The 25,616-nt window shown below is 51.1% G+C and carries 26 protein-coding genes; 16 read left to right on the top strand and 10 right to left on the bottom strand.

Annotation, left to right across the window (positions count from 1 at the left end; translation table 11 throughout):
• Positions 1-22 precede the first annotated feature (22 nt).
• From E4Z61_RS04970 to E4Z61_RS04935, 8 genes are all read left to right on the top strand, one after another.
• Positions 23-700: a fimbrial biogenesis chaperone gene (locus tag E4Z61_RS04970; protein WP_240703851.1), complete on the top strand. Its 678-nt coding sequence runs from the start codon at positions 23-25 to the stop codon at positions 698-700.
• A complete protein-coding gene (locus tag E4Z61_RS04965) occupies positions 687-3,158 on the top strand; it encodes a fimbria/pilus outer membrane usher protein (RefSeq protein WP_135321803.1) in 2,472 nt (823 codons plus the stop codon). The genes E4Z61_RS04970 and E4Z61_RS04965 overlap by 14 nt, the downstream gene beginning before the upstream one ends.
• Before the next feature lie 2 nt (positions 3,159-3,160).
• Positions 3,161-4,504, top strand: coding sequence for a fimbrial protein (locus E4Z61_RS04960; protein WP_135321802.1), 1,344 nt, complete (start codon positions 3,161-3,163; stop codon positions 4,502-4,504).
• Entirely contained in the window at positions 4,476-5,168 is a 693-nt protein-coding gene (locus E4Z61_RS04955; RefSeq protein WP_240703850.1) for a fimbrial biogenesis chaperone, read from the top strand. Before E4Z61_RS04960 ends, E4Z61_RS04955 begins: the two co-directional genes overlap by 29 nt.
• 55 nt (positions 5,169-5,223) lie before the next feature.
• Positions 5,224-5,988, top strand: coding sequence for a winged helix-turn-helix domain-containing protein (locus E4Z61_RS04950; RefSeq protein WP_135321801.1), 765 nt, complete (start codon positions 5,224-5,226; stop codon positions 5,986-5,988).
• Positions 5,936-6,445: a hypothetical protein gene (locus E4Z61_RS04945; protein ID WP_240703849.1), complete on the top strand. Its 510-nt coding sequence runs from the start codon at positions 5,936-5,938 to the stop codon at positions 6,443-6,445. Before E4Z61_RS04950 ends, E4Z61_RS04945 begins: the two co-directional genes overlap by 53 nt.
• A 403-nt stretch (positions 6,446-6,848) precedes the next feature.
• Complete coding sequence (gene tam, locus E4Z61_RS04940; protein WP_135321800.1) at positions 6,849-7,607, top strand: trans-aconitate 2-methyltransferase; 759 nt, start codon at positions 6,849-6,851, stop codon at positions 7,605-7,607.
• 140 nt (positions 7,608-7,747) lie between these two features.
• A complete protein-coding gene (locus E4Z61_RS04935) occupies positions 7,748-8,131 on the top strand; it encodes a GFA family protein (RefSeq protein WP_135321799.1) in 384 nt (127 codons plus the stop codon).
• Between the two features lie 5 nt (positions 8,132-8,136).
• Here the strand turns inward: E4Z61_RS04935 and E4Z61_RS04930 are convergent, their stop codons facing one another.
• The 6 genes from E4Z61_RS04930 to sad all read right to left on the bottom strand — a co-directional run bounded on the left by E4Z61_RS04930 (position 8,137) and on the right by sad (position 14,234).
• Complete coding sequence (locus tag E4Z61_RS04930) at positions 8,137-9,051, bottom strand: bestrophin family protein (RefSeq protein ID WP_167817523.1); 915 nt, start codon at positions 9,049-9,051, stop codon at positions 8,137-8,139.
• 207 nt (positions 9,052-9,258) lie between these two features.
• Positions 9,259-10,710 carry a tagaturonate reductase gene (locus E4Z61_RS04925; protein ID WP_135321797.1) on the bottom strand — a complete coding sequence of 484 codons (1,452 nt, stop codon included), beginning with the start codon at positions 10,708-10,710 and terminating at the stop codon, positions 9,259-9,261.
• Positions 10,711-10,816: 106 nt separating this feature from the next.
• On the bottom strand, positions 10,817-11,344 hold the full coding sequence (locus tag E4Z61_RS04920) for a GNAT family N-acetyltransferase (protein ID WP_135321796.1): 528 nt from the start codon (positions 11,342-11,344) through the stop codon (positions 10,817-10,819).
• Positions 11,345-11,425: 81 nt separating this feature from the next.
• Entirely contained in the window at positions 11,426-11,785 is a 360-nt protein-coding gene (locus tag E4Z61_RS04915) for a DUF4186 domain-containing protein (RefSeq protein WP_135321795.1), read from the bottom strand.
• Positions 11,785-12,711: a glutaminase B gene (glsB, locus tag E4Z61_RS04910; protein WP_135321794.1), complete on the bottom strand. Its 927-nt coding sequence runs from the start codon at positions 12,709-12,711 to the stop codon at positions 11,785-11,787. The genes E4Z61_RS04915 and glsB overlap by 1 nt, the downstream gene beginning before the upstream one ends.
• A gap of 134 nt (positions 12,712-12,845) precedes the next feature.
• Positions 12,846-14,234, bottom strand: coding sequence for a succinate-semialdehyde dehydrogenase (gene sad / locus E4Z61_RS04905; RefSeq protein WP_135321793.1), 1,389 nt, complete (start codon positions 14,232-14,234; stop codon positions 12,846-12,848).
• 102 nt (positions 14,235-14,336) lie between these two features.
• Between sad and ptrR the strand changes: the two genes are divergently transcribed.
• Both ptrR and E4Z61_RS04895 read left to right on the top strand, forming a co-directional pair.
• Positions 14,337-15,212: a putrescine utilization regulator PtrR gene (gene ptrR, locus E4Z61_RS04900; protein ID WP_135324876.1), complete on the top strand. Its 876-nt coding sequence runs from the start codon at positions 14,337-14,339 to the stop codon at positions 15,210-15,212.
• A gap of 150 nt (positions 15,213-15,362) precedes the next feature.
• Positions 15,363-16,553 (top strand): sugar transporter, encoded by a 1,191-nt coding sequence (locus E4Z61_RS04895; protein ID WP_135321792.1) that lies wholly within the window; start codon positions 15,363-15,365, stop codon positions 16,551-16,553.
• 36 nt (positions 16,554-16,589) lie between these two features.
• Here E4Z61_RS04895 and E4Z61_RS04890 read toward each other — a convergent pair whose 3' ends face one another.
• Complete coding sequence (locus tag E4Z61_RS04890; RefSeq protein WP_135321791.1) at positions 16,590-17,255, bottom strand: MarC family NAAT transporter; 666 nt, start codon at positions 17,253-17,255, stop codon at positions 16,590-16,592.
• A gap of 257 nt (positions 17,256-17,512) precedes the next feature.
• Here E4Z61_RS04890 and marR point away from each other — a divergent pair, with 257 nt between their 5' ends.
• From marR to marB, 3 genes are read left to right on the top strand one after another with little or no spacing between them, the layout of a single operon-like run.
• Positions 17,513-17,947, top strand: a complete 435-nt coding sequence (gene marR, locus E4Z61_RS04885; RefSeq protein ID WP_135321790.1) for a multiple antibiotic resistance transcriptional regulator MarR — start codon at positions 17,513-17,515, stop codon at positions 17,945-17,947.
• Between the two features lie 18 nt (positions 17,948-17,965).
• A complete protein-coding gene (gene marA, locus E4Z61_RS04880) occupies positions 17,966-18,349 on the top strand; it encodes an MDR efflux pump AcrAB transcriptional activator MarA (protein WP_138140554.1) in 384 nt (127 codons plus the stop codon).
• A 30-nt stretch (positions 18,350-18,379) separates the two neighbouring features.
• Positions 18,380-18,598 (top strand): multiple antibiotic resistance protein MarB, encoded by a 219-nt coding sequence (marB, locus tag E4Z61_RS04875; protein ID WP_135321789.1) that lies wholly within the window; start codon positions 18,380-18,382, stop codon positions 18,596-18,598.
• Positions 18,599-18,628: 30 nt separating this feature from the next.
• Here marB and eamA read toward each other — a convergent pair whose 3' ends face one another.
• A complete protein-coding gene (gene eamA, locus E4Z61_RS04870) occupies positions 18,629-19,528 on the bottom strand; it encodes an O-acetylserine/cysteine exporter (protein WP_135321788.1) in 900 nt (299 codons plus the stop codon).
• A 197-nt stretch (positions 19,529-19,725) separates the two neighbouring features.
• Here eamA and ydeE point away from each other — a divergent pair, with 197 nt between their 5' ends.
• Together ydeE and mgtS are read left to right on the top strand one after the other, a co-directional pair.
• Entirely contained in the window at positions 19,726-20,913 is a 1,188-nt protein-coding gene (gene ydeE / locus E4Z61_RS04865; protein WP_135321787.1) for an efflux MFS transporter YdeE, read from the top strand.
• Between the two features lie 240 nt (positions 20,914-21,153).
• Entirely contained in the window at positions 21,154-21,249 is a 96-nt protein-coding gene (gene mgtS / locus E4Z61_RS04860; protein WP_096757085.1) for a protein MgtS, read from the top strand.
• A 277-nt stretch (positions 21,250-21,526) separates the two neighbouring features.
• Here the strand turns inward: mgtS and E4Z61_RS04850 are convergent, their stop codons facing one another.
• Positions 21,527-22,453 carry a diguanylate cyclase gene (locus E4Z61_RS04850; protein WP_135321786.1) on the bottom strand — a complete coding sequence of 309 codons (927 nt, stop codon included), beginning with the start codon at positions 22,451-22,453 and terminating at the stop codon, positions 21,527-21,529.
• 150 nt (positions 22,454-22,603) lie between these two features.
• Positions 22,604-24,649 carry a peptidyl-dipeptidase Dcp gene (dcp, locus tag E4Z61_RS04845; RefSeq protein ID WP_135321785.1) on the bottom strand — a complete coding sequence of 682 codons (2,046 nt, stop codon included), beginning with the start codon at positions 24,647-24,649 and terminating at the stop codon, positions 22,604-22,606.
• A gap of 137 nt (positions 24,650-24,786) precedes the next feature.
• Here dcp and ydfG point away from each other — a divergent pair, with 137 nt between their 5' ends.
• Positions 24,787-25,533, top strand: coding sequence for a bifunctional NADP-dependent 3-hydroxy acid dehydrogenase/3-hydroxypropionate dehydrogenase YdfG (ydfG, locus tag E4Z61_RS04840; protein WP_135321784.1), 747 nt, complete (start codon positions 24,787-24,789; stop codon positions 25,531-25,533).
• Positions 25,534-25,616 lie beyond the last annotated feature (83 nt).

Below are 25,616 nucleotides of genomic sequence, written 5' to 3'. Positions count from 1 at the left end.
GATAGTTTTGGCCGGAATACTGATGTGCGCGAGCACGCAGGCAAGCATTGTGATGACCGGCAGTCGGATTATCTATCCAGTAGATAGCCGGGAAGTCAGCGTACAATTAACTAATCGCGATGATTTCCCCAGCGTGGTTCAGGTCTGGCTGGATGATGGCAATGCGCAATCTGTGCCGCAAACCGCAAATGCTCCTTTTGTCACCACGCCGCCAGTCTTCCGGCTGGCGGCCCGAGCGGGGCAAACTGTGCGGTTGCGTTATGTTGGCAAACCGGTTGCACAGGACAGAGAATCGCTGTGGTGGTTTAACTTTATTCAGATCCCGCCGGCAGATAAAGGCGCGCAAGCAGACAATCAACTGTTAGTGCTGGTGCGTAGCCGCGTAAAAGTGCTGCTCAGACCAAAGGGACTGGTGGGTTCACCGCTGGAGATGGCAAGTACCAGTAGGGTCTGGATCCAGAATGGCAAGCTGTTTTTGCGCAATAACAGTGGCTATTACCTCGCGCTCTCCGCACTTGAAGTCAATGGTGCAGGTAAAAAGCAGCGTATTCAGGGCGAAACCATCGCGCCGTGGACGACAGAATCATGGCCAACGACGATCTCGCTGCTGGGCGAAGCGCGGATGCGCTGGATTAATGACCAGGGCGCAGCCTTAACCGGACGCGTGATGCTAGAGAATCCGGGCAATGTCGGCCATTAATCCGCGCTGGTGGTGGCTATTTTTGTCCGGCGCTGCCCCCGTTTTTGCAAGCGAATACACCTTTGATGAGACCTTATTGCTCGGTAGTGGCTACGAAAAAGGGCTGGCGCAGTTCAACGATCAAGGGAGCGTTGCCGCCGGACGTTACAGTGTCGATATCTGGCTGAATGGGCAGTACGTTGGCCGGGATGATGTGCTGTTTCGCCAGAATTCGGAAGGGCGCATTGCCCCCTGTCTTCCGGTCAAATTTTGGGATGAGCAGGGCGTTACAGCGACGGAAGGACTATCCGAGGCGTGCCTTGAACCTGCAGCCCGCATCAGCGGCGGGCAGTGGGATTTCGATCAGGGTTTGCTACGCCTGAATCTTAGCGTGCCGCAGGCTGCGCTTAAGCGAACACCGTTGGATTATGTTCCACCTTCACAGTGGCAGAGCGGTGAGAGTGTACTGTTCAGCAACTACAACCTTCACGTTTATCACAACAAAAATAACGGACTGCAAAGTGATTACGGCTGGCTGGGACTTAACAGCGGCTTCAACATTGGCAGTTGGCAGTTTCGCCAGCAGTCCTCCGCTAACTGGCGGCGTGACGACTACCGTGAAACCCAACGCTGGGACGCGCTGCAAACCTGGCTCCAGCATCCGATAGCGAAACTAGAAAGCGTACTGACCGTAGGCGAAAGCTACACGCCAGGCAACCTGCTCGGCAGCATGGCGTTTACGGGTATCAAGTTGGAAACCGATCAGCGGATGTGGCCACAGTCACGACGCGGCTATGCCCCCGAAATTCGCGGCACGGCGTCTACACCCTCGCGCGTGGCGGTCAAGCAAAATGGTCGTACACTTTATGAAACCAGCGTGCCGCAGGGACCCTTTGTACTCGATGATCTACCAAATACAGCCTGGGACGGGGATTTACAGGTTGAAATCACCGGCGCAGACGGCAAACAAAGTGGCTACACCGTACCTTACGCCAGCGTACCTTTATCGCTGCGTCCTGGCGTCTGGCGCTACGGCCTGGTTGCGGGAAAAACCCGTGATTACAGTGCAGCCGACAGTCTGTTTACCGATTTCACGCTGGAGCGTGGGGTAACCAATTTGCTGACGGCAAACGGTGCCTTGCGTATCGGTGACGATTACCAGGCGCTGCTGATGGGCGGTGTCCTGGCAACAACGTTCGGTGCTTTTGGCGTAGATCTTACTGGTTCGCGGGCGCGGATCGCCTCCCAGTCACTAAGCGGTTGGCGTTTGCAAACTAACTGGAGCAAAACGTTCAGCCCGACAGGAACGCACGTCGCGCTAGCCGGTTATCGCTATTCCACGCAGGGCTACCGTGATTACGGTGATGTGCTGGGTGAGCGAAACGTCAGCGAAGGCGATGCGCAGTGGCGTTCGGACACGCTGCGTCAGAAAAATCAGTTTACCGCTACCGTTAACCAGACGCTGGGCGGCTACGGAAACCTGTGGTTATCAGGCTCGATGATGGATTACTACGGCGGCCATGGAAACAGCACTCAGCTTCAGGCCGGGTACAATACCACCCTTGGCCGTATGGCGCTGGGCGTGTCCTTTAGTCGACAGGATACCTGGTGGCGCAACGGGAACAACTCACAGGGCCAAAAAGAGAACATGGCGACGCTAACGATCTCAATACCACTCAGCTTTGGTGAACGAGAGCACACGCTGGCGCTCTCCGCTAGTCAGGCACAGCAGGCCGGACGCAGCGCGCAAGTCGCCTTGTCCGGTGCACTTGATAGCAAAGAAAGTCTCAATTACGCGGTCTCTGCAGGCTGGCAGCAAGGACAGAGCGAGTCCAGCAGTGTGAGCGACTGGAGTGGGTCGCTTCAAAAAAATACCACCTTCGGTACGCTAAACGGCAGCGTTTCCCAGTCGCAAAACTATCAGCAGTGGTCTGCCGGTGTACGCGGTGCGGTGGTCGTACATCGTCATGGCGTGGTCGCCGGGCCGTGGGTAGGCGACACCTTTGCATTAATAGAAGCGCCAGGCGCAATGGGGGCGAGAGTTGGCGGTGGGCAAGGGGCAGCGGTGAACAGCGGCGGTTATGCGCTGGTACCGTCGTTAACACCTTATCGCTATAACAATGTGACCCTCGATGGAAGTGAAATGAACACTAATGCAGAGCTACAAGAGAACCAGCGTCGGATTGCACCGATGGCGGGAGCCGCAGTAAAACTGCGCTTTGCGACGATTTCGGGCTATCCGCTGCTCATTACTGTGGATAACGAAGCGGCACTGCCGGTGGGGGCATCCGTAACCGATGAGCGGGGACGCATTGTCGGTATGGTCGCTCAGGGAAATCAGGTTTATGCCCGTGTCGAGGGTGAACAGGGACAACTGACGTTAGAAGGCAGTGACTGCTCGCTGCCATGGATACTTAACGAACAACAGCGCAAAGAACCGCTCATTGCATTAACGGTAGTCTGCGTGGTGAAAGGATGATCATGAAGCGATTTCTTCTGCTACTGGCTTTGCTTTCTTCCGGGGCGCAGGCCGCGTGCGAATACATTATTTATCCGTACAAATCGGGGAGCAGCGGCGCACAGGGAACGCACCGACTCAGTGCCAGTACGGATGGCATCGCCAATGACTGGCGATCCGGCGGCGGAAATGACGCCTGGAATGGTCTGTTACCGGGTCTGAGTAAATCGGTGGATGTGACCAGCAATAGCAGCTTCCAACCGGCGGGGACGATCCTGACATCCAGCGGCGGGATCCCGTTCACCACCTATGCGCACAAAGGCGGTGGATACGATCCAGAGCAAGTTTTTTTCCGCTGCACGCCGGATACCGTTGGGCAACTCTATGAAGCCTGGTCAACCAATGGCGATGACGCCTACGCGGGTTGGTATGAAGCAACGGATGTATCGGGGGCGCGTTTAACCGTCATGAAGAATGTGGCATTGCGCCTGACCCATGACGCGACGGGCAGCGTCTTTACCGACAGTTGGCAACAGCGTCCACTGGAAAATCTGGATCTCGACACCAATGGTAACTTCCTGATTAAGGCCAAAAATTTCTCGACAATAAGCGCAGAGCTTATCAAAACACTGGATACACGCTATTACGTCAATCAGGCCCAGTCCGCGACTTATAACAGTTACGTGAATCCCAATGCTTACGTGGTGTTTCGCGGGCCGGGAACCACGTCCTGGGGGATAAAAGTAGGGCAGCCACATCGCGGTGGAAACTGGGCGGGCTGGGCCAATGACTGGCCATCGGTGATAAGCCTGTACAATAACGGCATTACCGTCAAACGGGCGGCGATGTGTCAGGTGACGGACTTTACGCCGGTAGTGCATCTGCCTCCAATTTCCGTCGCCCAGCTCAGACGTGGGGAATATTCATCAGCACCATTCCAGATAGGATTCGCCTGCGAGTCAACGGTCGTATCTGGTGTGGCGACAGGAAAGAATAATGTGGCGATGGGGCTACTTGCGCCGGAAAGCAGTGTTAATAGTGCCTGGGGATTTAATTTGATCACCGGCAAAACGGTGACCTGGCTGCTGGATACGCAATATGGTGCTGCCGGACATGCCCGTGGCGTAGGCGTTCAGGTTTACCGGGCAGGTAATCCAGTAAATTTTATGGCGGTATCGACCGCTGGCAGTGGTACAGAAGGCGGCTGGATGCCGGTAATTGGCAATAATACGCAGCAAAATGGTAGCCAGGATGGCGTGAATCACTACAACGAAACCTTCGAAGCCCGCCTTGCGAGCTTTGGTGCAGATACGTTAACGGCGGGGAGTTACCAGTCGCATGTCCAAGTTTTACTGCGTATTCAGTAGTATCTGGATGCTTGCGCTCAGCGTACAGGCAGCGGTCAATATCAACACAACCCGCGTAATTTTCAACCATGGTGAAACGCAGCGGTCGGTGATGTTGGTAAACGACGGTGATTATCCGGTAGTCGTACAGAGCTGGGTGGATGACGGTTCGCCTGATAAGGGGCCATCGCAAGCCAGAGCACCTTTTGTCGTACTGCCACCAGTGCTAAAAATTCGACCGGGTGAGCAGCGGGAACTGCGGATCATGACCACAGGTAAGGGGCTTGACGACGATCGAGAATCGTTATTCTGGCTAAACGTTTATCAAATCCCCCCAGAGATGAAAGACCCTCAGGCAGGAGAAAAAGTACGCTTAGCGCTTAGAAATCAGCTAAAAGTCCTATGGAGACCGAAAAACACAGGGGTGTTAACTGAAGAAACCATCAATCTTCTGAGTTTTCGCTACGAAGGCGGGGTAATTTACGCGGTAAATGACAGTTCATGGAACATAACCCTGGCCAAGGTAACTTTTGGAGACTATTCCACAACTGGAATAGTGGTTTCACCGCATTCTCGGCGAGTGATTTTTAAAATGACCACTCCTGAAATGAGGAATAATAAGATAAACTTCACAGTGATTAACGATGAAGGAAATCGTTGGGGATTTTCAACTGTTGCAAATTAATGCAGGATGAACTCATTTCAGCTAAATTGACAAAAACCCACATTCAGGGATCATGATGGCAAAAATATTTTTGCTCAACGGCACTGTTGTATTCTGGCCAGAGCGAAACGTATTGTACGCGAAATTAGATGAGACTAAACGTCAAACGTTAAGTAATCCGGCAACCCGTTGTTTACTATTATTAATTCAGCAACAGGGCCAGGTTATTGAGCGCGATTATTTCTTTGAGCATGTCTGGTTTATTAACGGTGCTCAAGTCACCAATAATACCTTCTATCAGAACATTTCATTGCTGCGCCGCGCATTTAAAGAGCTTGGGCTGAATGAAGAGCTGATCGTTACCGTGCCCAAAGTAGGGATCCGTCTTGAGCCACAACTAGACGTGCTGGAGCAGGAAGCAGAAGAGTCTCCTGGAGAACAGCCAATAGACTCATCAAATTCGTCGGTAAACGCGTTGCCAAAAGCACCGCGTACTCCTACGTTATGGTGGATAATGGCGGGTGTTGTCAGTTGCATTTTAGCCTCATTCGTAACCTGGCAGACGCAATTTGATGCCAGACTCAGCCATTATGTGCCGCTAAGTGTAGGGGAGGGATGTCACTGGTACGCTAATCAGGATGTGCTGAAATTCGATAAGCATCAGCAATTTATACGGACCAGTACGCTGGATTGTCAAAGTTACCCCTGGATTTACCTAACGCTGTATCCGAATTTTCCACGGATTTCTGCATTAACCTGTCGGCAGCAATATAGCCACTGGCGGGATAATGACTGCGTTACACACTATTATTTCAAGGAGTCCAGAAATGTGGGTACGTAATATAAAATGGGGTCTTTGCCTCATCGTTGCGGTGGCGGTAACGGTCACGGCTACATTAATGTTGCAGAACTGGCAGCGTTCACATTTCGATTGTTCTGGCGAATTATTGATGGAGTATCCAGATATTCGTGGCGATGTTTCTGTCAGGTACGTTTTTAATGGTTCTCGCGGGGTTGCTATTTTACGCGGGCAAATTATCGATAATAACGGCGAGACACTGGCGGTAAATCAGAATGTCTGGTTTTCCTTCACCCGCAAAGATGATGATTATTTCCTGCTATCAGAAAATGTAGCATCCAGTTCAGGGGGGCTGAAGGTTCACCCGTTACTGGCAAGAACGCTGCCAGATTTTTATCTCAAGGCTAAAGAGCCTTTTTACTTCAGCATATTACGGCTCAACAACAGCACCTGGCAGTTCTTTACCAGTCGCTCACCATCAGTGTTTTGCCGCCACTAACGGTTATAGATGAATGGTAGGGGGTATGAGCCAGGTAACGTGGTTCCTTAAAAATCAATTTAACATAATATACATTATGCGCACCAAGGTAATGTCAGGAAAAATACGACATCTTATGGTTATCCTTATCCTTATCCTTGGGCTGGTTGCCGATGGCCTCTGAAAGCGCTTTCTCTGGCGACGAACCCCGTACACGGATCATCTTGTCATCAAACGTGCTCAATTCTTTTTTCTTTATGACTCTTCCATATTTTCATTCCTTATCTTCATGTTATGGTCAACAGCGAGCCGTACTTTTGCACTCCCGGCGCAAATATCTTTGGAATTAACAAAATCTGCCCATAATGTCGTAATCTTAATGTGAAGACGTAATGTGATCCCATCTTTTACTGGAGGCACCTACATGGCTGACTGGAGTCCTACACTTTATCTGCAATTTGGCAGCGAACGTTCAAGGCCCGCAGCTGAATTACTGGGCAGAGTGGCGTTGGAAAATGTCCGTACAGTCGCCGATCTGGGTTGCGGTCCGGGAAACAGTACTGCATTACTGCATCATCGCTGGCCTTTGGCCAAAATAACAGGCGTAGACTCATCACCTAATATGCTCAATGAGGCGCGTGTAGCATTACCAAACTGCCATTTTGTTGAAGCCGATATCGGTGCGTTCGAGGTGGAGCAACCTCTGGATCTGCTTTATGCGAATGCTTCATTGCAGTGGGTACCAGACCACTATGAATTGTTCCCACATCTTGTCTCACAGTTGAAACGTAACGGCGTGCTTGCTGTGCAAATGCCGGATAACTGGCTGGAGCCGACACACGTGTTGATGCGTGAAGTCGCCTATGAACAAGGTTATCCCGATCGGGGCCGTGCACCACTTCCCGGTGTGCATGCCTATTATGACATTTTGACTGAAGCTGGCTGTGACGTTGATATCTGGCGCACGACCTATTATCCCATTATGGATTCGCATCAGTCGATTATCGACTGGGTCAGTGCGACAGGTTTACGTCCCTGGTTGCAGGATCTGAGTGAAAGTGAACAACGTAATTACCTGGCTCGCTACCATGAACTTCTGCAGGAGCAATACCCACTTCAGGAAAACGGTAAAATCCTGTTGGCGTTCCCACGCTTGTTTATCGTTGCCAAACGCGAGTGTTAAGCGCATTTAATGCAATACCGGCCCCTTTGCACATTTATCGCTTATCATCTATGCGCGCCCTCGCCTTTTTTAGATGAGAATCTAGTGGTAACACGGGTCATCTGCTAGTGTCTGAAAACGTTTCACTGACGAGAGTAGTCATGACCAAAATCTATTCTGGTGGTTGCTTATGTGGTTCAATTCGTTTTACCGCGACGAATCCCAACAATTCACATACCTGTTCCTGTGATATTTGCCGCAAGCACACGGGCGCGCCCACCGTGGTATGGATTGAGTTTAATGCCGGAAACGTAGAATGGACGGGCACTGCGGGTCAGCCTGCGATATGGCGCTCTTCAGCAACATCCCGCAGAGCTTTTTGCCCGCAGTGTGGAAGTTCCGTGGGTGCCATCGATGACGCCCCAATTATTGCACTTTTAGCCGGCGGATTTGACGAACCGGATGATGAAGACCTGGCACCAGAGTTTCACTCTTTTTCAGATATGAAGCCGGCCTGGTGGCAAAAAGTACATTGCGAAAACTGATTCTTTTATGTCAGTTGATAATGCTTATCGGGCATGTGTTTGTCGGGAACACTCGTTTCATCATTCATTTGCAGCAAATCAATTTCGATCGCATTACAAATCGCATCTAGCGGTAAGTCGTTATTCTCTGTGCCGAACGGGTCTTCAAGCTCTTCTGCCAATGTGTCGAGAGAAATAAACGTATATGAAATCAGCACTGAAATAAACGGTGTCATATAGTGCAGATCTACCACTAATGCGAATGGCAGCATAATGCAAAACAGATAGACCGTGCGATGCAGTATCAGCGTGTAGGCAAATGGCACTGGCGTATTTGCTATGCGCTCGCAGCCCGCCAGAACCGCAGACATATCATTTAACCTGTTGTTTAAACTGTGAAATAATATATCAGATAGCTGACCATTGCGCCTGCGCACGGATAACCACTCGCCCATCAGCAGCAGGATACGGTTGGCCGGTGATTGGCTAGCAAAGACGGTTTGCAGGTCTGACGCGCTGAGATACTTCGCCAGCGGCTCGGCCTGCGGATGACGACGCAAGGTCATGCGTAAACAGTGGGCAAAGGCAATTTGCAGGCGCACGAACTGCCCCAGTTCGCCATCGTCCGGCAACGTGGTTTTTACCTCACGCAGTAGCGAACGGGAAGCAATCATCAATTGTCCCCACAAGTGTCGAGCTTCAACGTAGCGCGAATAACAGGCGTTGTTGCGAAACCCTAAAAAGATAGCAATCGCGACGCCCAGAATGCTGAATGGTGCCAGGGTAAATTTGATACCCAGCATCGTGTACCACGGCAGCATGATAATGACGGCGATGGAAAGCAGGAAATTCAGCAGCAGACGCGAAAAAATCTTGGATAAAACTGAACCATGCCAGACGAATATCAGACGCAGCCAGTGTTGTTGAGGTCGAACGATCATGGTTATCTTCGGAAAATGTGAAAGCTGGGCCATTAAACGTGATCACGATCAATGTTGCAAGCACCTCTCGGCACTAAATGCCCTCTATTTAAGCCTGTCAGAAATGAGTGGCACTATAGTTACAGACTGTATTCTGATTATAAAAAACACTGTATGTTGTAACTAATAAAGTAGTGTAAAAAACCCGGCCTGAACCGGGTTTGGGTATTAACACAGCGGCTTAACGGCTTCGCGCATGCCTTTGACCAGAATCATGTCCAGATCGGCAGAAACCTGTTCTACCAGCCCAGAAACCTGTGTCAGGTCTTGCTCCCAATGCTCTTTGACCGTCAGTACCGAACGCACTAACGCCTCAGTACTTATTTGGCGATCGCGATGCTGGTTCCACAAGTGCTGGAAGCGCTCAATCCAGTGAGCGTCATCCTGAACCGGGTAAGACTCACCGTTACGCTCGCCGCGATAGAAAGCAATCAGTGCCGCCAGCGCAAAAGTCAGACGCGCTGGCAATTGACCGCTGACCTGCTGTCCCGCCAGTAATTGCGGCAAAATGCGCGTACGGAATTTGGTCATTCCATTCAGCGCAATCGATAATAGCTGATGCTTGATGTACGGGTTGCAGAATCGACCGGTCACCGCGCTGGCAAAAGACGCCAGCTCATCGCGCGGTAAATCCAGCACCGGAATGATCTCTTCGTAAATGGCTTTTTCAACAAAAGCGCAAATCTCTGCGTCATTCATCGCCTCACCCACCGTATCCAGCCCAGCCTGCCAGGCTACCGGCACCAGCGCGGTGTGTGCGCCGTTGAGGATGGCAACTTTACGCTCTTTGTACGGCTTAATGTCATCAACAATCAGCACGTTCAGCGGATATTTGTCCAAACGCAACTCTGTCGCTAATGACTTCGGCCCCTGGATCACAAACAGGTAGAAGTGCTCCGCGGTATCGAGGAAGGCATCGTGATAACCCAGTTCAGCTTCAATCGCGGCCACTTCGTCTCGCGGGTAGCCGGTCACAATACGGTCCACCAGCGTGGAGCAAAATGCGTTCGCCTTATCCAGCCATTGTACAAACGCATCCGGCAGCGCCCACTCCTGCGCATAACGCAGGACCAGTTCACGCAGCGCATCGCCGTTGTAATCAATCAGTTCGCAAGGAATGATTATCCAGCCTTTATCCAGAGCGCCATCAAAATGACTGTAACGCTCGAACAACAGGCGGGTCAGCTTAGCGGGATAGCTCACCGCAGGCGCATCGTCGAACTTGTCGCCCGCATGATAGCTAATCCCTGCTTCCGTCGTATTGGAGAAAACAAATCGCATGTCAGGGTTGTGTGCCAGCTTCAGGAACGCATCGTATTCGCTATAGACGCTGATTTCGCGGTTAACCGAGCGAATTAAACGCGCATCGCTAACGGCTTCGCCCTTTTCATTCAGACCACGAATGATGGTGGTATAGAGACCATCCTGCGTGTTCAGTGATGGTGGAAATGTACTTTCGATAGGACGAACAATGACCACACCAGAATTCAAGTCGGTATGTTCATTTAGCAGATCAACTTGCCAGTCAACAAAGGCGCGCAGGAAGTTTCCTTCACCAAACTGAATAATACGTTCAGGATAGTGAGCACCGGGGAAATCGCGACGATTTAGTGTTTGCACAATGGGTTCCCTTTTTGATTAGTCATACAACCTGATTGAATTGGTCCAATAGGTTAGCAAACTTTAATACCTTGAAACCCTGTTTTGATCAATCCCTGGTAACAAATTACAGCGATTTGTAGAAAAGTGTGGTGCCCGTCAGCGTTCCATCAGGCATCAGAGCGTAGTCGGGGATCACGCCTACTTTTTGCCATCCACAATTGTGGTAGAACAACTCCGCGCCGCTACCGGTGGCCGTATCAAGCACCAGCAAAGTTTTACGCTGCTGACGCGCACATGTTTCCAGCGCGTTCATCAGTGCCCTGGCTACGCCCGTTCGTCGTGCAGACGGATGCACCAGTAGTTTGGCGACGTCAGCACGATGCGGCTGGTTTTCAGGTTGATCGACAATAAGCTGAACGGTCCCCACGAGCGTACCCTGCGCATTTTCAGCAGCCAGCACAATTTTCTCGCCACGGGCAGCGCTTTGCGCAACACCCATCCAGAACGGCAATGACTTATCACGATTGAAGGGATGAATAAAACTCACGGATGCGCCGTCATTCACGCACCGTTCAAGGACATCGCAAAGCTCGTTGATTCTCGACAGAATCTGTTCCGCACTCAGCACTACGCAGGGTTTACCGGTCGCCATGTTTTTCTCCTTAGATTGACCCCCTGATAGTGCGTTTCCCCTTTGCACAACACAAGGCGTCTTATCATAGGATTATGTTATCTATGGCTGGTTCATCTGTATCACTAACCAGTGATAAATCACCGTGACAACGTAACTTTTCTGTTCTTCGCTTAACGGTTGCCCCTGAGGAATATCATGCCATTTCGCCAGACAGCCGCGACAGCAGGTCGCCGTGGCGTGTTGGGCGATAAACACCGGATGGCCGCGCATCGGCGTCTGCTTTCCATCATGGGCTGGAAACGCCGGGGCCAGACGTTTCGCAACAAAATCCGCGGCATGCTGTTCAATAACCGGCGCACCTTTATCCATGCAATACTGTCTTTCTTTGTCTCCGAGGCGAAACCGCGAACGAAAGGTCGATTTAGCCAGTCGGGAAAAAAGAGGATCGAGCGAGTTCATCAGTATACTGAGCGCCCCAGTTGTTGGGTTAACTGTTCCAGTACCGCAATCCCCGCCAGCGAATTTCCCGCCGGATCCAGTTCCGGGCTCCAGACCGCAATCGCCATCTCATGCGGCACAATCGCCACAATACCGCCACCGACCCCTGATTTCGCTGGTAGCCCTACTCGCCACGCAAATTCACCGGCGTTCTGATACATACCACTGGTCGCCATCAGCGCATTGATCTGCCGAGCCTGCAAAGGTGTGACCACTGGCTCATTAAGATGAAAGGCATGCCCCTGATTCGCCAGAAACACAAAGGTGCGCGCCAGTTCCACACAGCTCATCTTCAGCGCACAGTAGTGAAAATAATTTTGCAAAACGGTGGCAACATCATGTTGAAAATTGCCAAAGGATTTCATCAGCCAGGCAATGGCCGCATTACGTGCCGAATGCTCAAACTCAGAGCGGGCAACCGTTGCGTCATAGGCGATATCCGCAACGCCGCTTAGCGTCCGAACGACTTCAAGCATGCGTTGACGTGGCGCGCTCAGACGGCCCTGCAGCATATCGCAAACCACCAGCGCGCCAGCATTAATAAACGGGTTGCGCGGTATTCCCTGCTCCATTTCCAGCTGCACCAGAGAGTTAAACGGATGTCCTGACGGATCTTTGCCCACTCGCTGCCAGATCTCATCTTCCTGATAATGACGCATCGCCACCACCAGACTGAGTACTTTCGAGATCGACTGAATAGAAAAACGCTCTTGCGCATCGCCCGCCTGATAGTGCTGACCATCAACGGTGCAAATGGCAATGCCCAGTTTGGAACCGTCAACGGAGGCTAATGCAGGGATGTAGTCAGCAACTTTCCCCTGACCAATCAGCGGGCGAACCTGCTGCACGATGGTTTCTAAGATTAAATTGTCCATGGCCCTGGCCACAACATGCTCCTTGCTCGCAGGTCTGAAAGGCCTGCGAGTATAACAGAGCTGAATACCCCGCGTCAGACCGGAAGGCGGAATCTGGCAATCGGGGTATAAATTGGACCGGAGTCCCCTATTGGGACCCCTGAAGATTAAATACGATTTTTCCAGACGGTTTGCACATTACAAAACTCATGCAGGCCAAAGTGTGAAAGCTCACGACCAAAGCCGCTTTTCTTCACCCCGCCAAAGGCGACGCGAGCATCGCTGGCACTGTAGCCATTGATAAACACCCCGCCACATTCCAGGCGAGCAGCCATATTCTGCGCCAGCGCCTCATCGGCGGTGAAAATCGTTGCCGACAAACCAAACTCGCTATCATTCGCCAGCGCCAACGCATGCTCGGCGTTCTTCGCGACGGTAATTGCCGCAACCGGGCCGAACAGCTCTTGACGAAAAGCGGTCATCTCAGGCGTCACATCGCCGAGAACCGTTACGGCATAGTAGTTGCCCTTTCCGGCAATTTTTTCACCGCCAAGTAACAACGTCGCCCCTTGCGTTAACGAGGCTTCAACCTGCTGATGCAGTTCATCACGCAGATCAAAACGCGCCATCGGGCCCAGATCATTTTCTTCATTCAGCGGATCGCCCATTTTGAGCGCGCTGGCGGCATTCACAAAACGCTGAGTAAATTCAGCCGCAATCCCTTCTTCAACAATAAAGCGTTTCGCTGCCGCGCAAACCTGCCCGGTATTTTGATAACGCCCGGCAACGGCCGCCTTCACCGCCAGATCGAGGTCAGCGTCATTAAGCACAATAAACGGATCGGAACCACCCAGTTCAAGCACGCATTTCTTCAACGCCGCCCCAGCCTGGGCACCAATTGCGGCTCCGGCTCGTACGCTCCCGGTGACCGTTACCGCCGCGATACGCGGGTCATTGATCATCTGGCTGACCCCGGCGTTATCGGCATTCACCCAACCATAAACACCTGCGTTAACGCCTGCATCAGCAAAAACCTGCGCGATAATCGCAGCACATCCGGTTACGTTAGGTGCATGCTTTAACAGGTAACCATTTCCGGCCAACAGAATCGGAATGGCACCGCGCAGTACCTGCCACAGCGGGAAGTTCCACGGCATGATCGCCAGAATGGTGCCCAGAGGACGATATGCAATCACCGCCTGATTATTCTCCACCAGCGTTGGCTCAGGATTGAGCATCAAAGGTCCATGTTCAGCATACCAGTCGCACAGAGCGGCGGACTTCGCCACTTCAGCACGGGCTTGTTTAACCGGTTTACCCATTTCCCGCGAGATACACTGCGCCATCTCTTCCGCACGCTGGCGCAGCGCGTGGCCAACCTTGCGCAGCATCTCTGCCCGATGTTCTACAGTGGTGTGTTTCCATTGGTTAAATCCACTTGCCGCAAGATCAAGCGCATGGGCAATCTCATCCACACTGGCCCACGGCATCGCCGTTAACATTTCGCCGTTAGCAGGATTGACGGAAATCGCATGTGTTGCTGATGTGATGGTCATAGCTGTCTCTCTTTTTGCAGGGTATGGTCATATCATGAGCGTATTTACTCTTTCTGAAAAATGAATAATATTAACCATCCCATTCACGAATAGAGAAAAATGATGGATCTGACGCAACTGGAAATGTTTAATGCGGTGGCGGAAACCGGCAGCATTACGCAGGCCGCCGCAAAGGTGCATCGCGTACCGTCCAACCTCACCACGCGTATTCGTCAGCTTGAAGCTGATCTCGGTGTCGACCTGTTTATTCGTGAAAACCAACGCCTGCGACTTTCCCCGTCCGGGCACAATTTTCTGCGCTATAGCCAGCGGATCCTCGCCCTGGTGGAGGAAGCGCGGATGGTCGTCGCGGGCGATGAGCCGCAAGGACTGTTCTCTCTTGGTTCGTTAGAAAGCACCGCTGCCGTGCGCATTCCCGCCACGCTTGCCGAATATAATCAGCGTTATCCAAAAATCCAGTTTGCGCTGGCAACCGGTCCTTCAGGCACCATGCTGGACGGTGTACTAGAGGGGACGCTGAACGCCGCCTTTGTCGACGGACCGATCACCCATCCGGGACTTGAAGGTATGCCGGTCTACCGTGAGGAGATGATGATTGTCACCCCTAACGGGCACGCACCGATACAACGGGCCAGCGACGTCAACGGCTGCAGTATTTATGCCTTCCGTGCAAACTGCTCTTATCGCCGCCATTTTGAAAGCTGGTTTCACGCCGATCGCGCAATGCCTGGCACTATCCACGAAATGGAGTCTTATCACGGTATGCTCGCCTGCGTGATTGCCGGGGCGGGAATAGCGCTGATCCCTCGGTCGATGCTGGAAAGCATGCCGGGACACCATCAGGTTAATGCCTGGCCACTGAGCGAAAACTGGCGCTGGCTAAATACGTGGCTGGTCTGGCGACGCGGGGCGATGACGCGACAACTGGAAGCGTTTATTGAAGTTCTGAACCCTCAACTGTCGCAGCATAAAGATTAACTGTGTCCGGGTGATTAAAACTCGCCCGGCCCTCCCTTCCCGTTAGCTGGCGGGAAAACGTGACCTGAATCACGAAATGATTGTATTTTCACCAGTAAACGTTTTAAGATCGTGACCTCACCTTTTCGCAGCTAACCCGATTTATTTGATATGACAACAAACACTGTTTCCCGCAAGGTCGCGTGGCTACGGGTCGTTACGCTTGCTGTTGCCGCATTTATTTTCAATACCACTGAGTTTGTCCCCGTCGGTTTGCTCTCCGATATCGCGCAAAGTTTTAATATGCAGACGGCACAGGTCGGGATCATGCTGACGATCTATGCCTGGGTTGTCGCCCTGATGTCGCTGCCCTTTATGCTGCTGACCAGTCAGGTAGAACGACGTAAGCTTCTGATTTGCCTTTTCACGTTGTTTATCGCCAGTCATGTGCTCTCTTTCCTGGCATGGAATTTTACCGTGCTGGTTATTAGCCGCATTGGGATTGCCTTCGCGCACGCGATTTTCTGGTCGATTACCGCATCGTTAGCCATACGACTGGCACCTGCCGGCAAACGCGCACAGGCATTGAGCTTGATTGCCACCGGGACCGCGTTGGCGATGGTGTTAGGTCTGCCTATTGGGCGTATCGTCGGTCAGTATTTTGGCTGGCGCACGACCTTCTTTGCTATCGGCGTCGCCGCGTTAGTCACCCTGCTCTGCCTGATTAAACTGCTGCCAAAACTGCCGAGTGAGCATTCAGGTTCATTAAAAAGCCTGCCGCTGCTGTTTAGCCGTCCGGCACTGACCAGTATTTATTTGCTGACGGTAATTGTAGTCACCGCGCACTACACGGCTTACAGCTATATCGAACCCTTTGTTCAAACCGTCGCCGGACTGAGCGCCAGCTTTGCTACCGTGCTATTACTGGTTCTGGGCGTGGCGGGCATTATCGGCAGCATCATCTTTGGCAAGCTGGGTAATCAGCATGCTTCCGGGTTGATAAGCGCGTCCATTGCGTTACTGACGGTATGCCTGGTATTGCTTTTACCGGCCGCAGACAGCGAAATGCACCTTGCCATACTGAGCATTTTTTGGGGTATTGCCATCATGGTGATAGGCCTGGGGATGCAGGTGAAAGTCCTGGCGCTGGCACCGGATGCCACCGACGTCGCCATGGCGCTGTTCTCTGGTATCTTCAATATTGGTATCGGCGCGGGCGCATTGCTGGGAAATCAGGTGAGTTTACACTGGTCGATGTCCACGATCGGTTACATCGGCGCGGTACCGGCGTTGGCTGCGTTGATATGGTCAGTGATTATCTTTCGTAAATGGCCTGTCGCGCTGGAAGAACAGCCTCAGTGATGGGAATGGCCCGGAATAACAAGCCGGGCCAATTGCTTACGCGTAGGTTTTAATAATTTCCAGCACGCCGTTAATAATAAACTGCACGCCCATACACACCAGTAAAAAGCCCATCAGACGGGAAATGGCTTCAATGCCCCCTTTGCCGACCAGGCGCATAATCCCACCAGAGCTGCGCAGGCAGCCCCATAGAATAATCCCTATCACCGCAAAAATAATCGGCGGCGCGACCATGATCACCCAGTCTGGAAACTCAGAGCCTTGACGCACTGCCGAGGCCGAACTGATGATCATCGCAATGGTACCCGGACCGGCAGTGCTTGGCATCGCCAGCGGTACAAAGGCGATATTGGCCGTCGGTTCGTCTTCCAGCTCTTCGGTCTTACTTCTCGCTTCCGGAGAGTCATGCGCTTTCTGCTGCGGGAATAACATCCGGAAGCCGATAAACGCAACGATTAACCCACCCGCAATACGTAATCCGGGAATCGAAATCCCGAAAGTATTCATGACCACCTGCCCGGCATAGTACGCCACCATCATGATGGCAAACACGTAGACAGATGCCATTAATGACTGACGGTTACGCTCTGCGCTGTTCATATTGCCGGCAAGACCGAGGAACAACGCCACGGTGGTTAACGGGTTCGCCAACGGTAACAGGACTACCAGTCCCAGACCTATGGCCTTAAACAAATCCATCATAATGTCATCTTTCCTGTGCGTTAATCGTCAACGGCAAGTATACGGTGAAACCATCGTGTTAAGCCATTTTCGCGATGTAAGGATTCATTTTGTGCCTTTACGCATAAGCCAGTGTTATCAAAATCTTGAAAAGAAAGTGCAGTGAACGGAAGCCAGGGGTTTTAGCAAAACGTGGCATTCGCCGACTCATTCATTTGACTTATATTTGCCTGAGCAATAATATCAGCCGTGACTAACTACTTGCCAGGGCAACCATTGTGAAAAGCACCAGTGATCTGTTCAACGAAATCATCCCACTGGGACGCTTGATCTATATGGTTAATCAGAAAAAAGATCGTTTGCTAAACGACTATCTGTCACCGCTGGATATCACTGCATCGCAATTTAAGGTGCTCTGCTCCATCCGTTGCGCGGTATGTATCACCCCTGTCGAATTGAAGAAAGTGCTGTCTGTCGATCTTGGCGCGCTAACGCGAATGCTCGACAGACTGGCCTGTAAAGGCTGGGTTGAAAGACTTCCTAATCCACATGACAAGCGTGGCGTGCTGGTGAAACTCACCGAGCATGGCGCGACAATTTGCGAGCAGTGTCATCAATTAGTCGGGCAAGACCTGCACCAGGAACTAACAAAAAACTTAACGGCGGACGAAGTGGCAACACTTGAGCATTTGCTTAAGAAAATCCTGCCGTAAACAGAAAGAGGTATGACGATGTCCAGACGCAATACTGACACAATCACTATTCATAGCATTTTGGACTGGATCGAAAATAACCTTGAATCGCCGCTCTCACTGGAAAAAGTGTCAGAGCGTTCAGGTTACTCCAAATGGCACCTGCAACGGATGTTCAAAAAAGAAACCGGCCATTCATTAGGTCAATACATCCGCAGCCGTAAAATGACTGAAATAGCGCAGAAATTAAAAGAAAGTAACGAGCCGATCCTGTATCTGGCGGAGCGTTACGGCTTTGAGTCTCAGCAAACGCTGACCAGGACCTTCAAAAACTATTTTGATGTGCCGCCACATAAGTACCGTATGACAAATATGCACGGCGAATCGCGGTATTTGCATCCGCTTAATCAATGTAACTGCTAATCGCCTGTAAAAGACGTAACCGAGGAAATCATGAAACTTCTGTCATCTGCAATGCTGGCCCTGCTGCTTGTTGTTTCGGGCCAGAGCATGGCGGAACAAACCGCACAGCCTATAACGCCCAACAATCGCGATGCGATGATGATGCCGCCCGCGCAGGAGCAGTCCCCGTTTGATTTTAATCATATGGGGACAGGCAGCGATAAGTCTGACGAGCTGGGTGTGCCATATTACAACATGCGCAGTTTGTAATTCATTTTGCCCCGCCACTGCGGGGCTTTTTTAACCCCTCATCTGCGCAACCTTGCGCAAACGAAAGCCGAATACGTTGATGTACAACCCCGCCATAATCAACAACGCGCCGATAAGCTGCAATCCGCTTAGTGTTTCATCCAGCAAAACTGCCGCACTTGCCAGCCCAACGACCGGCACTAACAACGACAGCGGAGCCACACGCCAGGTCTCATAGCGTCCAAGTAGCGTTCCCCATATGCCGTAACCCACAATCGTCGCCACAAATGCCAGATACACCAGTGACAGGATGGTAGTCATATCAATGTTAACAAGGCTGTTCACGATTTGATCTGAGCCATCAAGAATTAGCGACGCCAGAAAGAACGGCGCTATCGGGATTAATGCACTCCACACCACCAGCGACATCACTGCAGGGCGGGATTCATGCTGCATAATCTTCTTGTTAAATATATTGCCGCAGGCCCAGCTCAGCGCCGCCGCCAGCGTTAGCATAAAGCCGAGCATCGCCACATGCTGCCCATTCAGACTGGCTTCGATCAGCACTAACACGCCAAACACTGCCAGCGCGATACCAACCAGTTGCTTACCCTGTAAACGTTCACCAAAAGCGAATGCGCCCAGCACAATGGTGAAAAATGCCTGAGCCTGTAATACCAGTGATGCCAGTCCGGCAGGCATGCCAAATTTAATGGCGCTAAACAGAAACGCGAACTGGCCAAAGCTGATAGTCAGACCGTAACCGAGCAGGAGTGATAGAGGGATTTTCGGTCGGGAAACAAAGAAAATAGCCGGAAACGCCACCAGCAAAAAACGTAACCCCGCCAACATCAGCGGCGGCATATTGTGCAGGCCCACTTTGATGACGACAAAATTCAGTCCCCACACCACGACGACCAGTAATGCTAACAATCCGTCTTTACGTGACATTCCCCGCCCCTACAATTATTAAATTTTTGTAAACAAGTTAAAGTAACGGAAATCGTTGTCCGGTAACAGATCATAAATTCAGGTAGGGCTAACAGGGCATTTTCGGACAACTTATTGAGTATACATCACACATTTGTCATGCTATTTCTGTTTGAAATTTAATAAAAACATAACAACAAGCATTGTCGGGCAGGAAAATGAATACCACTCTGAGAAGGTCCACTCTCGCGTTACTCGCATCATCACTGTTATTAACAATTGGACGTGGTGCAACTCTCCCGTTCATGACCATCTATCTCAACCGTCAGTACGGACTGAGCGTCGATCTGATTGGTTACGCCATGACGGTCGCCCTGACTATTGGCGTCATCTTCAGTCTGGGTTTCGGAATTTTGGCCGATAAGTTTGATAAAAAACGCTATATGCTGCTGGCAATTATCGGTTTTGCGTCCGGCTTTATCGCGATTCCGCTGGTGCATAATGTGGTCGTGGTGGTGCTGCTTTTTGCCCTGATCAACTGCGCCTACTCCGTCTTCGCCACGGTGCTGAAGGCCTGGTTTGCCGATAACCTCTCCGCCACCAACAAGACCAGGATTTTCTCGCTTAATTACACAGTACTGAATATTGGCTGGACCGTGGGCCCACCGCTCGGCACGCTGCTGGTGATGCAAAGCATCAACCTACCGTTCTGGCTGGCAGCACTTTGTTCAGCCTTCCCGCTGGTTTTTATCCAGACCTGGGTAAAGCGTTCAGAAACGCCAACTGAAGGACTGAACGCGTCGGTATGGTCGCCCTCGGTACTACTGCGTGATAAAGCCCTATGCTGGTTTACCTTGTCAGCGTTTCTGGCTTCGTTTGTTGGCGGCGCGTTTGCGTCGTGCATTTCTCAGTACGTCATGGTCGTCGCTGACGGTGATTTCGCAGAAAAAGTGGTGGCGGTCGTCCTGCCCGTTAACGCGGCGATGGTGGTTACGCTGCAATATGCCATTGGACGTCGCCTTTCCACCGCCAACATCCGCCCGTTGATGGCCGGCGGAACGCTGTTCTTTGTGCTGGGTTTGGTAGGATTTATCTTTTCCGGCAACAGCCTGTTGATGTGGGGCATTTCTGCGGCGTTTTTTACCATCGGCGAAATAGTATACGCGCCAGGTGAATATATGCTTATCGACAACATTGCCCCGGCAGGGATGAAAGCGAGCTATTTCTCTGCCCAGTCGCTGGGTTGGCTTGGCGCAGCCTTTAACCCGTTAGTCAGCGGCGTTATTCTGACGACCTTGCCTTCCTGGTCGCTGTTTGTGGTGCTGATGATCGCCATCGTCCTGGCCTGGGTATTGATGCTAAAAGGTATGCGAGCCAAACCGTGGAACCAGCCCGCCGTCTGTTAATTATTCTGGCGACAGAGCGCAACCGGCTCTGTCGTTTTCTCAAATAGCCGCCAGCAAATTCTCCTTGCCCCGTAATGTGTTCCATTCTTATTTTTTCCCTGTCAAAAACGGTATAACTTTACGTTTCAGACGAAATAATCACCTGGTTCAACCTTTGTTTAAGGTTAAGTTGTTACTATAGTCATTAACGGGGTGACATTAAGGTAAGAGAGGAAACTCAAAAATAAAGGAGCATTGACTATGCTGGGTAATATGAATGTTTTTATGGCCGTTCTGGGAATTATTTTATTTTCTGGTTTTCTGGCCGCCTATTTTAGCCACAGATGGGATGATTGATGAACGACGATAGTTCTGAACCGAACCGGCCCCTTGTTGCATCACTGCTCAAGGGGCCATTTTTTTGCATGTTCCCGTGCCATTGAATACTTATTACCTGAACGACAGGTAAAAAAAAACCGCCGGATAAACCAGCGGTAAATGCTTGCATGGATAGATTTGTGTTTTGCTTTATACGCTATCAGGCGATTCCCTGCACAGACAACGGATAGTTAGCTAACTATATCATCGACAACCCCAATGAACGTTAAACGAAACGGAATCACATCAACAAAACTTACGCCCTGACCAGCGCCGTTATCTGATTGTTGGCCCCCACCCGCATGATCTGTTCGTGCTCATCCATAAACATACAGCGATTCCTGCCGGTCTGTTTCCCTTCATACATAGCTCGATCAGCACGTCCGAGAGCCGTATCCAACGTTTCGCCCTGATGTACCCTGGTGATGCCGGCCGTTACCGTAATACCGATCTCCCCCTCCGGATAAGGGATCTTTTTTTGCTCAATGAGATGACACAGGCGCAACCCCGCGCGGCTTGCCTGCTCGTCCGATTTTGTTCTGATCAGAATAATGAACTCTTCGCCGCCGTAGCGATACGCGACTTCATCATAGCGTGTCCATAGCAATAAATTCGAGGCCAGGCTGCGTAATACCAAATCACCCACCAGGTGACCGTAAGTATCATTGACGAGTTTAAAACGATCGATATCCAGCAATAATAAATATAAATTAAGCGGTTCAGTGTCGAGTAATTGCTGGTCAAAAGATTCATCAAGCATTCTTCTGCCGGGTAAACCGGTTAATGCATCGATATTGCTGCGAATGTTTAATAAATATATTTTGTAGTCCATTACTGCTGACGTAAAGGCCAGTAGCGCATCCTGGAAACGGTCGAAATGCGATGACTGGCTTCGATCTTCCACTATTGCCAATAACAACTCCTTACCTAATAAATGCATTTCTTCATGTACTGCATTTATCTTACTCACATAATTATAATCTTCGTCATCCTGTACCAGGCGTTGGTTAAGCCACTGTCCGAATTGACAGGCATAGTGCGAATTATTTCCCGAAATATCTGCCTGAGTGATATCAGATGACACCACGCAACGAAACATTTTTACTAACCATTTATAATGAGCATCAATCGAGTGATTTAGGTCAATCAAGATTGAATCTATTTCTGCCGTTTGTCTCATCATCGCGACCCCCTTCCCTGTGTGAGCATTGTTGATGTTGAACATTTTAGCGACAATAAAGAAAATTTATGTAAGTTTATTAATAGTAATTAATATGTCAACTCTGAACTATCGATAATACGGTCAGCCAGAAACCTGACCGTATTCTCTCAGCTACTGTTCTAATCCCCGGTTGCGCAGCATGGCATTAATTCCGGGTTCACGCCCCCGCCATGCTGGATACACCGCGTGCAAGTCTGAACTATTACCACGCGAAAGGACTGACTCACGAAAATGTTGTCCGTTTTCTCGTGTTAAACCGCCGTTTTCGACAAACCACTGATAGCCGTCATCCGCCAGCATCTGCGTCCACAAATAAGCATAATAACCTGCCGCATAGCCGCCGCCGAAAATATGCGCAAAATAACTGCTGCGATAACGCGGCGGTACAGCATGAATATTAAGACCTTCCGCTGTCAGCGCCTGCCGTTCAAATTCCTCTACTGACAGAGCGGGCTCGATACTTTGCAGGCTGTGCCAGTGCATATCCAGAAATGCGGCACTGAGCAATTCGGTCATATCGTAACCTTTGTTAAACAAGCTGGCTCTCTGCATCTTATCCTGCAGCTTCTGAGGCATACGTTCCCCAGTTTCAACATGACGCGCATAGCGGGCAAAGACCTGCGGATGGCTCGCCCAGTGTTCATTAATTTGTGAGGGAAACTCAACGAAATCACGCGGGGTATTGGTCCCTGAGAGCGTCGCATAGCGTTGGCTGGCAAACAGACCATGTAAGGTGTGCCCAAACTCATGAAAAAGTGTGATGACGTCATCCCACAGCAGCAAGGCAGGCTGGTCCTGTGCGGGTTTTTGATAGTTACAGACGTTGTAAATAACCGGTCTGGTTTCGTTAAGCACCGATTGCTCAACAAAATTCCCCATCCAAGCGCCGCCGCTTTTTGATTCCCGGGCGAAGAAATCACCGTAGAACAACGCCAGCCCCGTTCCGTCGTGGTCAAAAATTTCCCATACCCGCACATCCGGGTGATAAACAGGGATGTCGAAACGTTCGATAAACTTAATGCCAAAGAGCTGGTTTGCGGTCCAGAACACACCTTCATTCAGTACCGTATCTAAAGCAAAGTAGGGTTTAAGTTGCGCCTCATCAAGGGCATATTTTTCACGGCGAACCTGTTCGGCGTAATAGGCCCAGTCCCAGGCCTGTACACTAAATTCCCCCTTCTCTTTGTCTATGGCTTTCTGGATTTCAGCCAATTCATCACCGGCTCTTTTACGCGCAGCCGGAACGATAGCCCGCATAAAAGCGAGCGCAGCCTCGGGAGTATTTGCCATTTGGTCAGCAATTTTCCACGCAGCATAGTGAGCAAAACCGAGTAACTTCGCCTGCTGAGTCCGGATTTCCACCTGCCGCTGGACAATGGCGCGCGTATCGTTGGCATCATTATTTTCAGCCCGTGTCCATGCACGGGTAAACAGCTCCTCGCGGATCTGCCTGTCGTGTAACGCGGCAAGCGCAGGCTGTTGAGTGGTGTTCAGCAGCGGGATAACCCAGCGGTCCTGAAGCCCCTTTTCTTTGGCAGCGGCTGCCGCCATGGCGATCTCTTCCGGGCTTAATCCGTCCAGTTGGCTAACATCATCAACCACCAGGGCGCCCGATTTACTCGCCGCCAACAGGCGCTGGTTGAACTGGCTTGTCAGGGTAGCTGATTCGGTGTTAAGCGCTTTGAGACGTGCTTTATCTGTTTCATTTAGCCGGGCCCCCGCCAGGACAAAACGCTGATGAACGACCTCCAACAAACGTAATGACTCTGCATCCAGCCCCAATGAGGCACGCTGTTGCCAGACGGCCTCTACGCGCGCAAAAAGCGCACCGTTGAGATAAATATCATTCGCCAACGCCGCCAGCTCAGCGGAGAATTCTTCATCCAGACGCTGTAATTCATCGTTGGTGTGCGCCGCTGTCATGGCAAAGAAAACGCTGGTGACGCGCGTCAACAGCGCCCCGCTCTGCTCAAGCGCCAGCAGCGTATTGGCAAAATCCGCAGCCTGTGGGTTTTGTACAATAGCGTCGATTTCCGCGCGCTTTTGCCTTACACCTTCATCAAATGCAGGACGATAATGATGCACGTCTATGCGATCAAATTGCGGAGCCTGATAAGGCAAAGTGCTTTGACGTAAAAAGGGATTCGTTAACGACATCTTTCACTCCTGAAAACGATTTGTTTACTAGATTAGGCTTCCGTGGAATCGACCGCAATCACGTTACGCAGCATTAGCCCTGAACAGAATTGACGTGGTATGGTAATAGCACATAAAAAGCGTTGAGGAACAGTGAGATGATCGTTTTAGTAACCGGAGCAACTGCGGGTTTTGGTGAGTGCATTACGCGTCGTTTTATTGAGAATGGGCATAAGGTTATTGCCACCGGACGCCGTCAGGAGCGCCTGCAGGAACTGAAAGATGAGCTGGGCGATAACCTGTATACCGCACAACTTGACGTACGTAATCGCGCCGCTATTGAAGAAATGCTGGCCGCCTTACCTGCTCAATGGCGCAACATTGACGTACTGGTCAACAACGCCGGCCTGGCTCTGGGTCTTGAACCGGCGCATAAGGCTAACGTTGACGACTGGGAAACCATGATCGACACCAACAATAAAGGTTTGATCTATATGACCCGTGCCGTCCTGCCGGGCATGGTTGAACGCAATCGGGGTCATATTATTAATATCGGTTCAACCGCCGGTAGTTGGCCTTATGCCGGGGGCAACGTGTACGGCGCAACGAAAGCGTTCGTTCGCCAGTTTAGCCTGAACTTACGTACCGACCTGCACGGTACAGCAGTACGCGTGACCGATATAGAACCAGGCCTGGTTGGCGGCACGGAGTTCTCTAACGTACGTTTCAAAGGCGACGATGAGAAAGCCGTCAAAGCTTACGAAAACACTACCGCACTGACGCCGGAAGATGTTACTGAAGCTGTGTGGTGGGTGGCTTCGCTGCCTGCGCACGTCAACATCAACACCCTCGAAATGATGCCTGTTGCACAGTCCTTTGCAGGTTTGAGCGTTCACCGGGGTTAATTTTTGTACCCGGCCTCGGGCCGGGTACAGATACCACCGAATAAGTGATAAAGTATTCGGGTTAACTCTCTAAAAAGTAAGAA

This window comes from Citrobacter tructae (assembly GCF_004684345.1).
Taxonomy (GTDB): domain Bacteria; phylum Pseudomonadota; class Gammaproteobacteria; order Enterobacterales; family Enterobacteriaceae; genus Citrobacter; species Citrobacter tructae.
Note: the sequence above shows the minus strand (reverse complement) of the source record. Positions and strands in the feature narration are given on the sequence as shown.

Coding starts and splice junctions, on each gene's coding strand:
- E4Z61_RS04895 (WP_135321792.1), top strand. CDS start 15,363: ATGACAACAAACACTGTTTCCCGCAAGGTCGCGTGGCTACGGGTCGTT.
- E4Z61_RS04920 (WP_135321796.1), bottom strand. CDS start 11,344: ATGGCGACCGGTAAACCCTGCGTAGTGCTGAGTGCGGAACAGATTCTG.
- E4Z61_RS04930 (WP_167817523.1), bottom strand. CDS start 9,051: ATGATCGTTCGACCTCAACAACACTGGCTGCGTCTGATATTCGTCTGG.
- E4Z61_RS04935 (WP_135321799.1), top strand. CDS start 7,748: ATGACCAAAATCTATTCTGGTGGTTGCTTATGTGGTTCAATTCGTTTT.
- ptrR (WP_135324876.1), top strand. CDS start 14,337: ATGGATCTGACGCAACTGGAAATGTTTAATGCGGTGGCGGAAACCGGC.
- E4Z61_RS04950 (WP_135321801.1), top strand. CDS start 5,224: ATGGCAAAAATATTTTTGCTCAACGGCACTGTTGTATTCTGGCCAGAG.
- dcp (WP_135321785.1), bottom strand. CDS start 24,649: ATGTCGTTAACGAATCCCTTTTTACGTCAAAGCACTTTGCCTTATCAG.
- marA (WP_138140554.1), top strand. CDS start 17,966: ATGTCCAGACGCAATACTGACACAATCACTATTCATAGCATTTTGGAC.
- E4Z61_RS04960 (WP_135321802.1), top strand. CDS start 3,161: ATGAAGCGATTTCTTCTGCTACTGGCTTTGCTTTCTTCCGGGGCGCAG.
- E4Z61_RS04915 (WP_135321795.1), bottom strand. CDS start 11,785: ATGAACTCGCTCGATCCTCTTTTTTCCCGACTGGCTAAATCGACCTTT.
- ydeE (WP_135321787.1), top strand. CDS start 19,726: ATGAATACCACTCTGAGAAGGTCCACTCTCGCGTTACTCGCATCATCA.
- ydfG (WP_135321784.1), top strand. CDS start 24,787: ATGATCGTTTTAGTAACCGGAGCAACTGCGGGTTTTGGTGAGTGCATT.
- E4Z61_RS04890 (WP_135321791.1), bottom strand. CDS start 17,255: ATGATGGATTTGTTTAAGGCCATAGGTCTGGGACTGGTAGTCCTGTTA.
- mgtS (WP_096757085.1), top strand. CDS start 21,154: ATGCTGGGTAATATGAATGTTTTTATGGCCGTTCTGGGAATTATTTTA.
- E4Z61_RS04955 (WP_240703850.1), top strand. CDS start 4,476: ATGTCCAAGTTTTACTGCGTATTCAGTAGTATCTGGATGCTTGCGCTC.
- E4Z61_RS04945 (WP_240703849.1), top strand. CDS start 5,936: ATGACTGCGTTACACACTATTATTTCAAGGAGTCCAGAAATGTGGGTA.
- tam (WP_135321800.1), top strand. CDS start 6,849: ATGGCTGACTGGAGTCCTACACTTTATCTGCAATTTGGCAGCGAACGT.
- eamA (WP_135321788.1), bottom strand. CDS start 19,528: ATGTCACGTAAAGACGGATTGTTAGCATTACTGGTCGTCGTGGTGTGG.
- sad (WP_135321793.1), bottom strand. CDS start 14,234: ATGACCATCACATCAGCAACACATGCGATTTCCGTCAATCCTGCTAAC.
- E4Z61_RS04965 (WP_135321803.1), top strand. CDS start 687: ATGTCGGCCATTAATCCGCGCTGGTGGTGGCTATTTTTGTCCGGCGCT.
- marB (WP_135321789.1), top strand. CDS start 18,380: ATGAAACTTCTGTCATCTGCAATGCTGGCCCTGCTGCTTGTTGTTTCG.
- E4Z61_RS04970 (WP_240703851.1), top strand. CDS start 23: ATGTGCGCGAGCACGCAGGCAAGCATTGTGATGACCGGCAGTCGGATT.
- E4Z61_RS04850 (WP_135321786.1), bottom strand. CDS start 22,453: ATGATGAGACAAACGGCAGAAATAGATTCAATCTTGATTGACCTAAAT.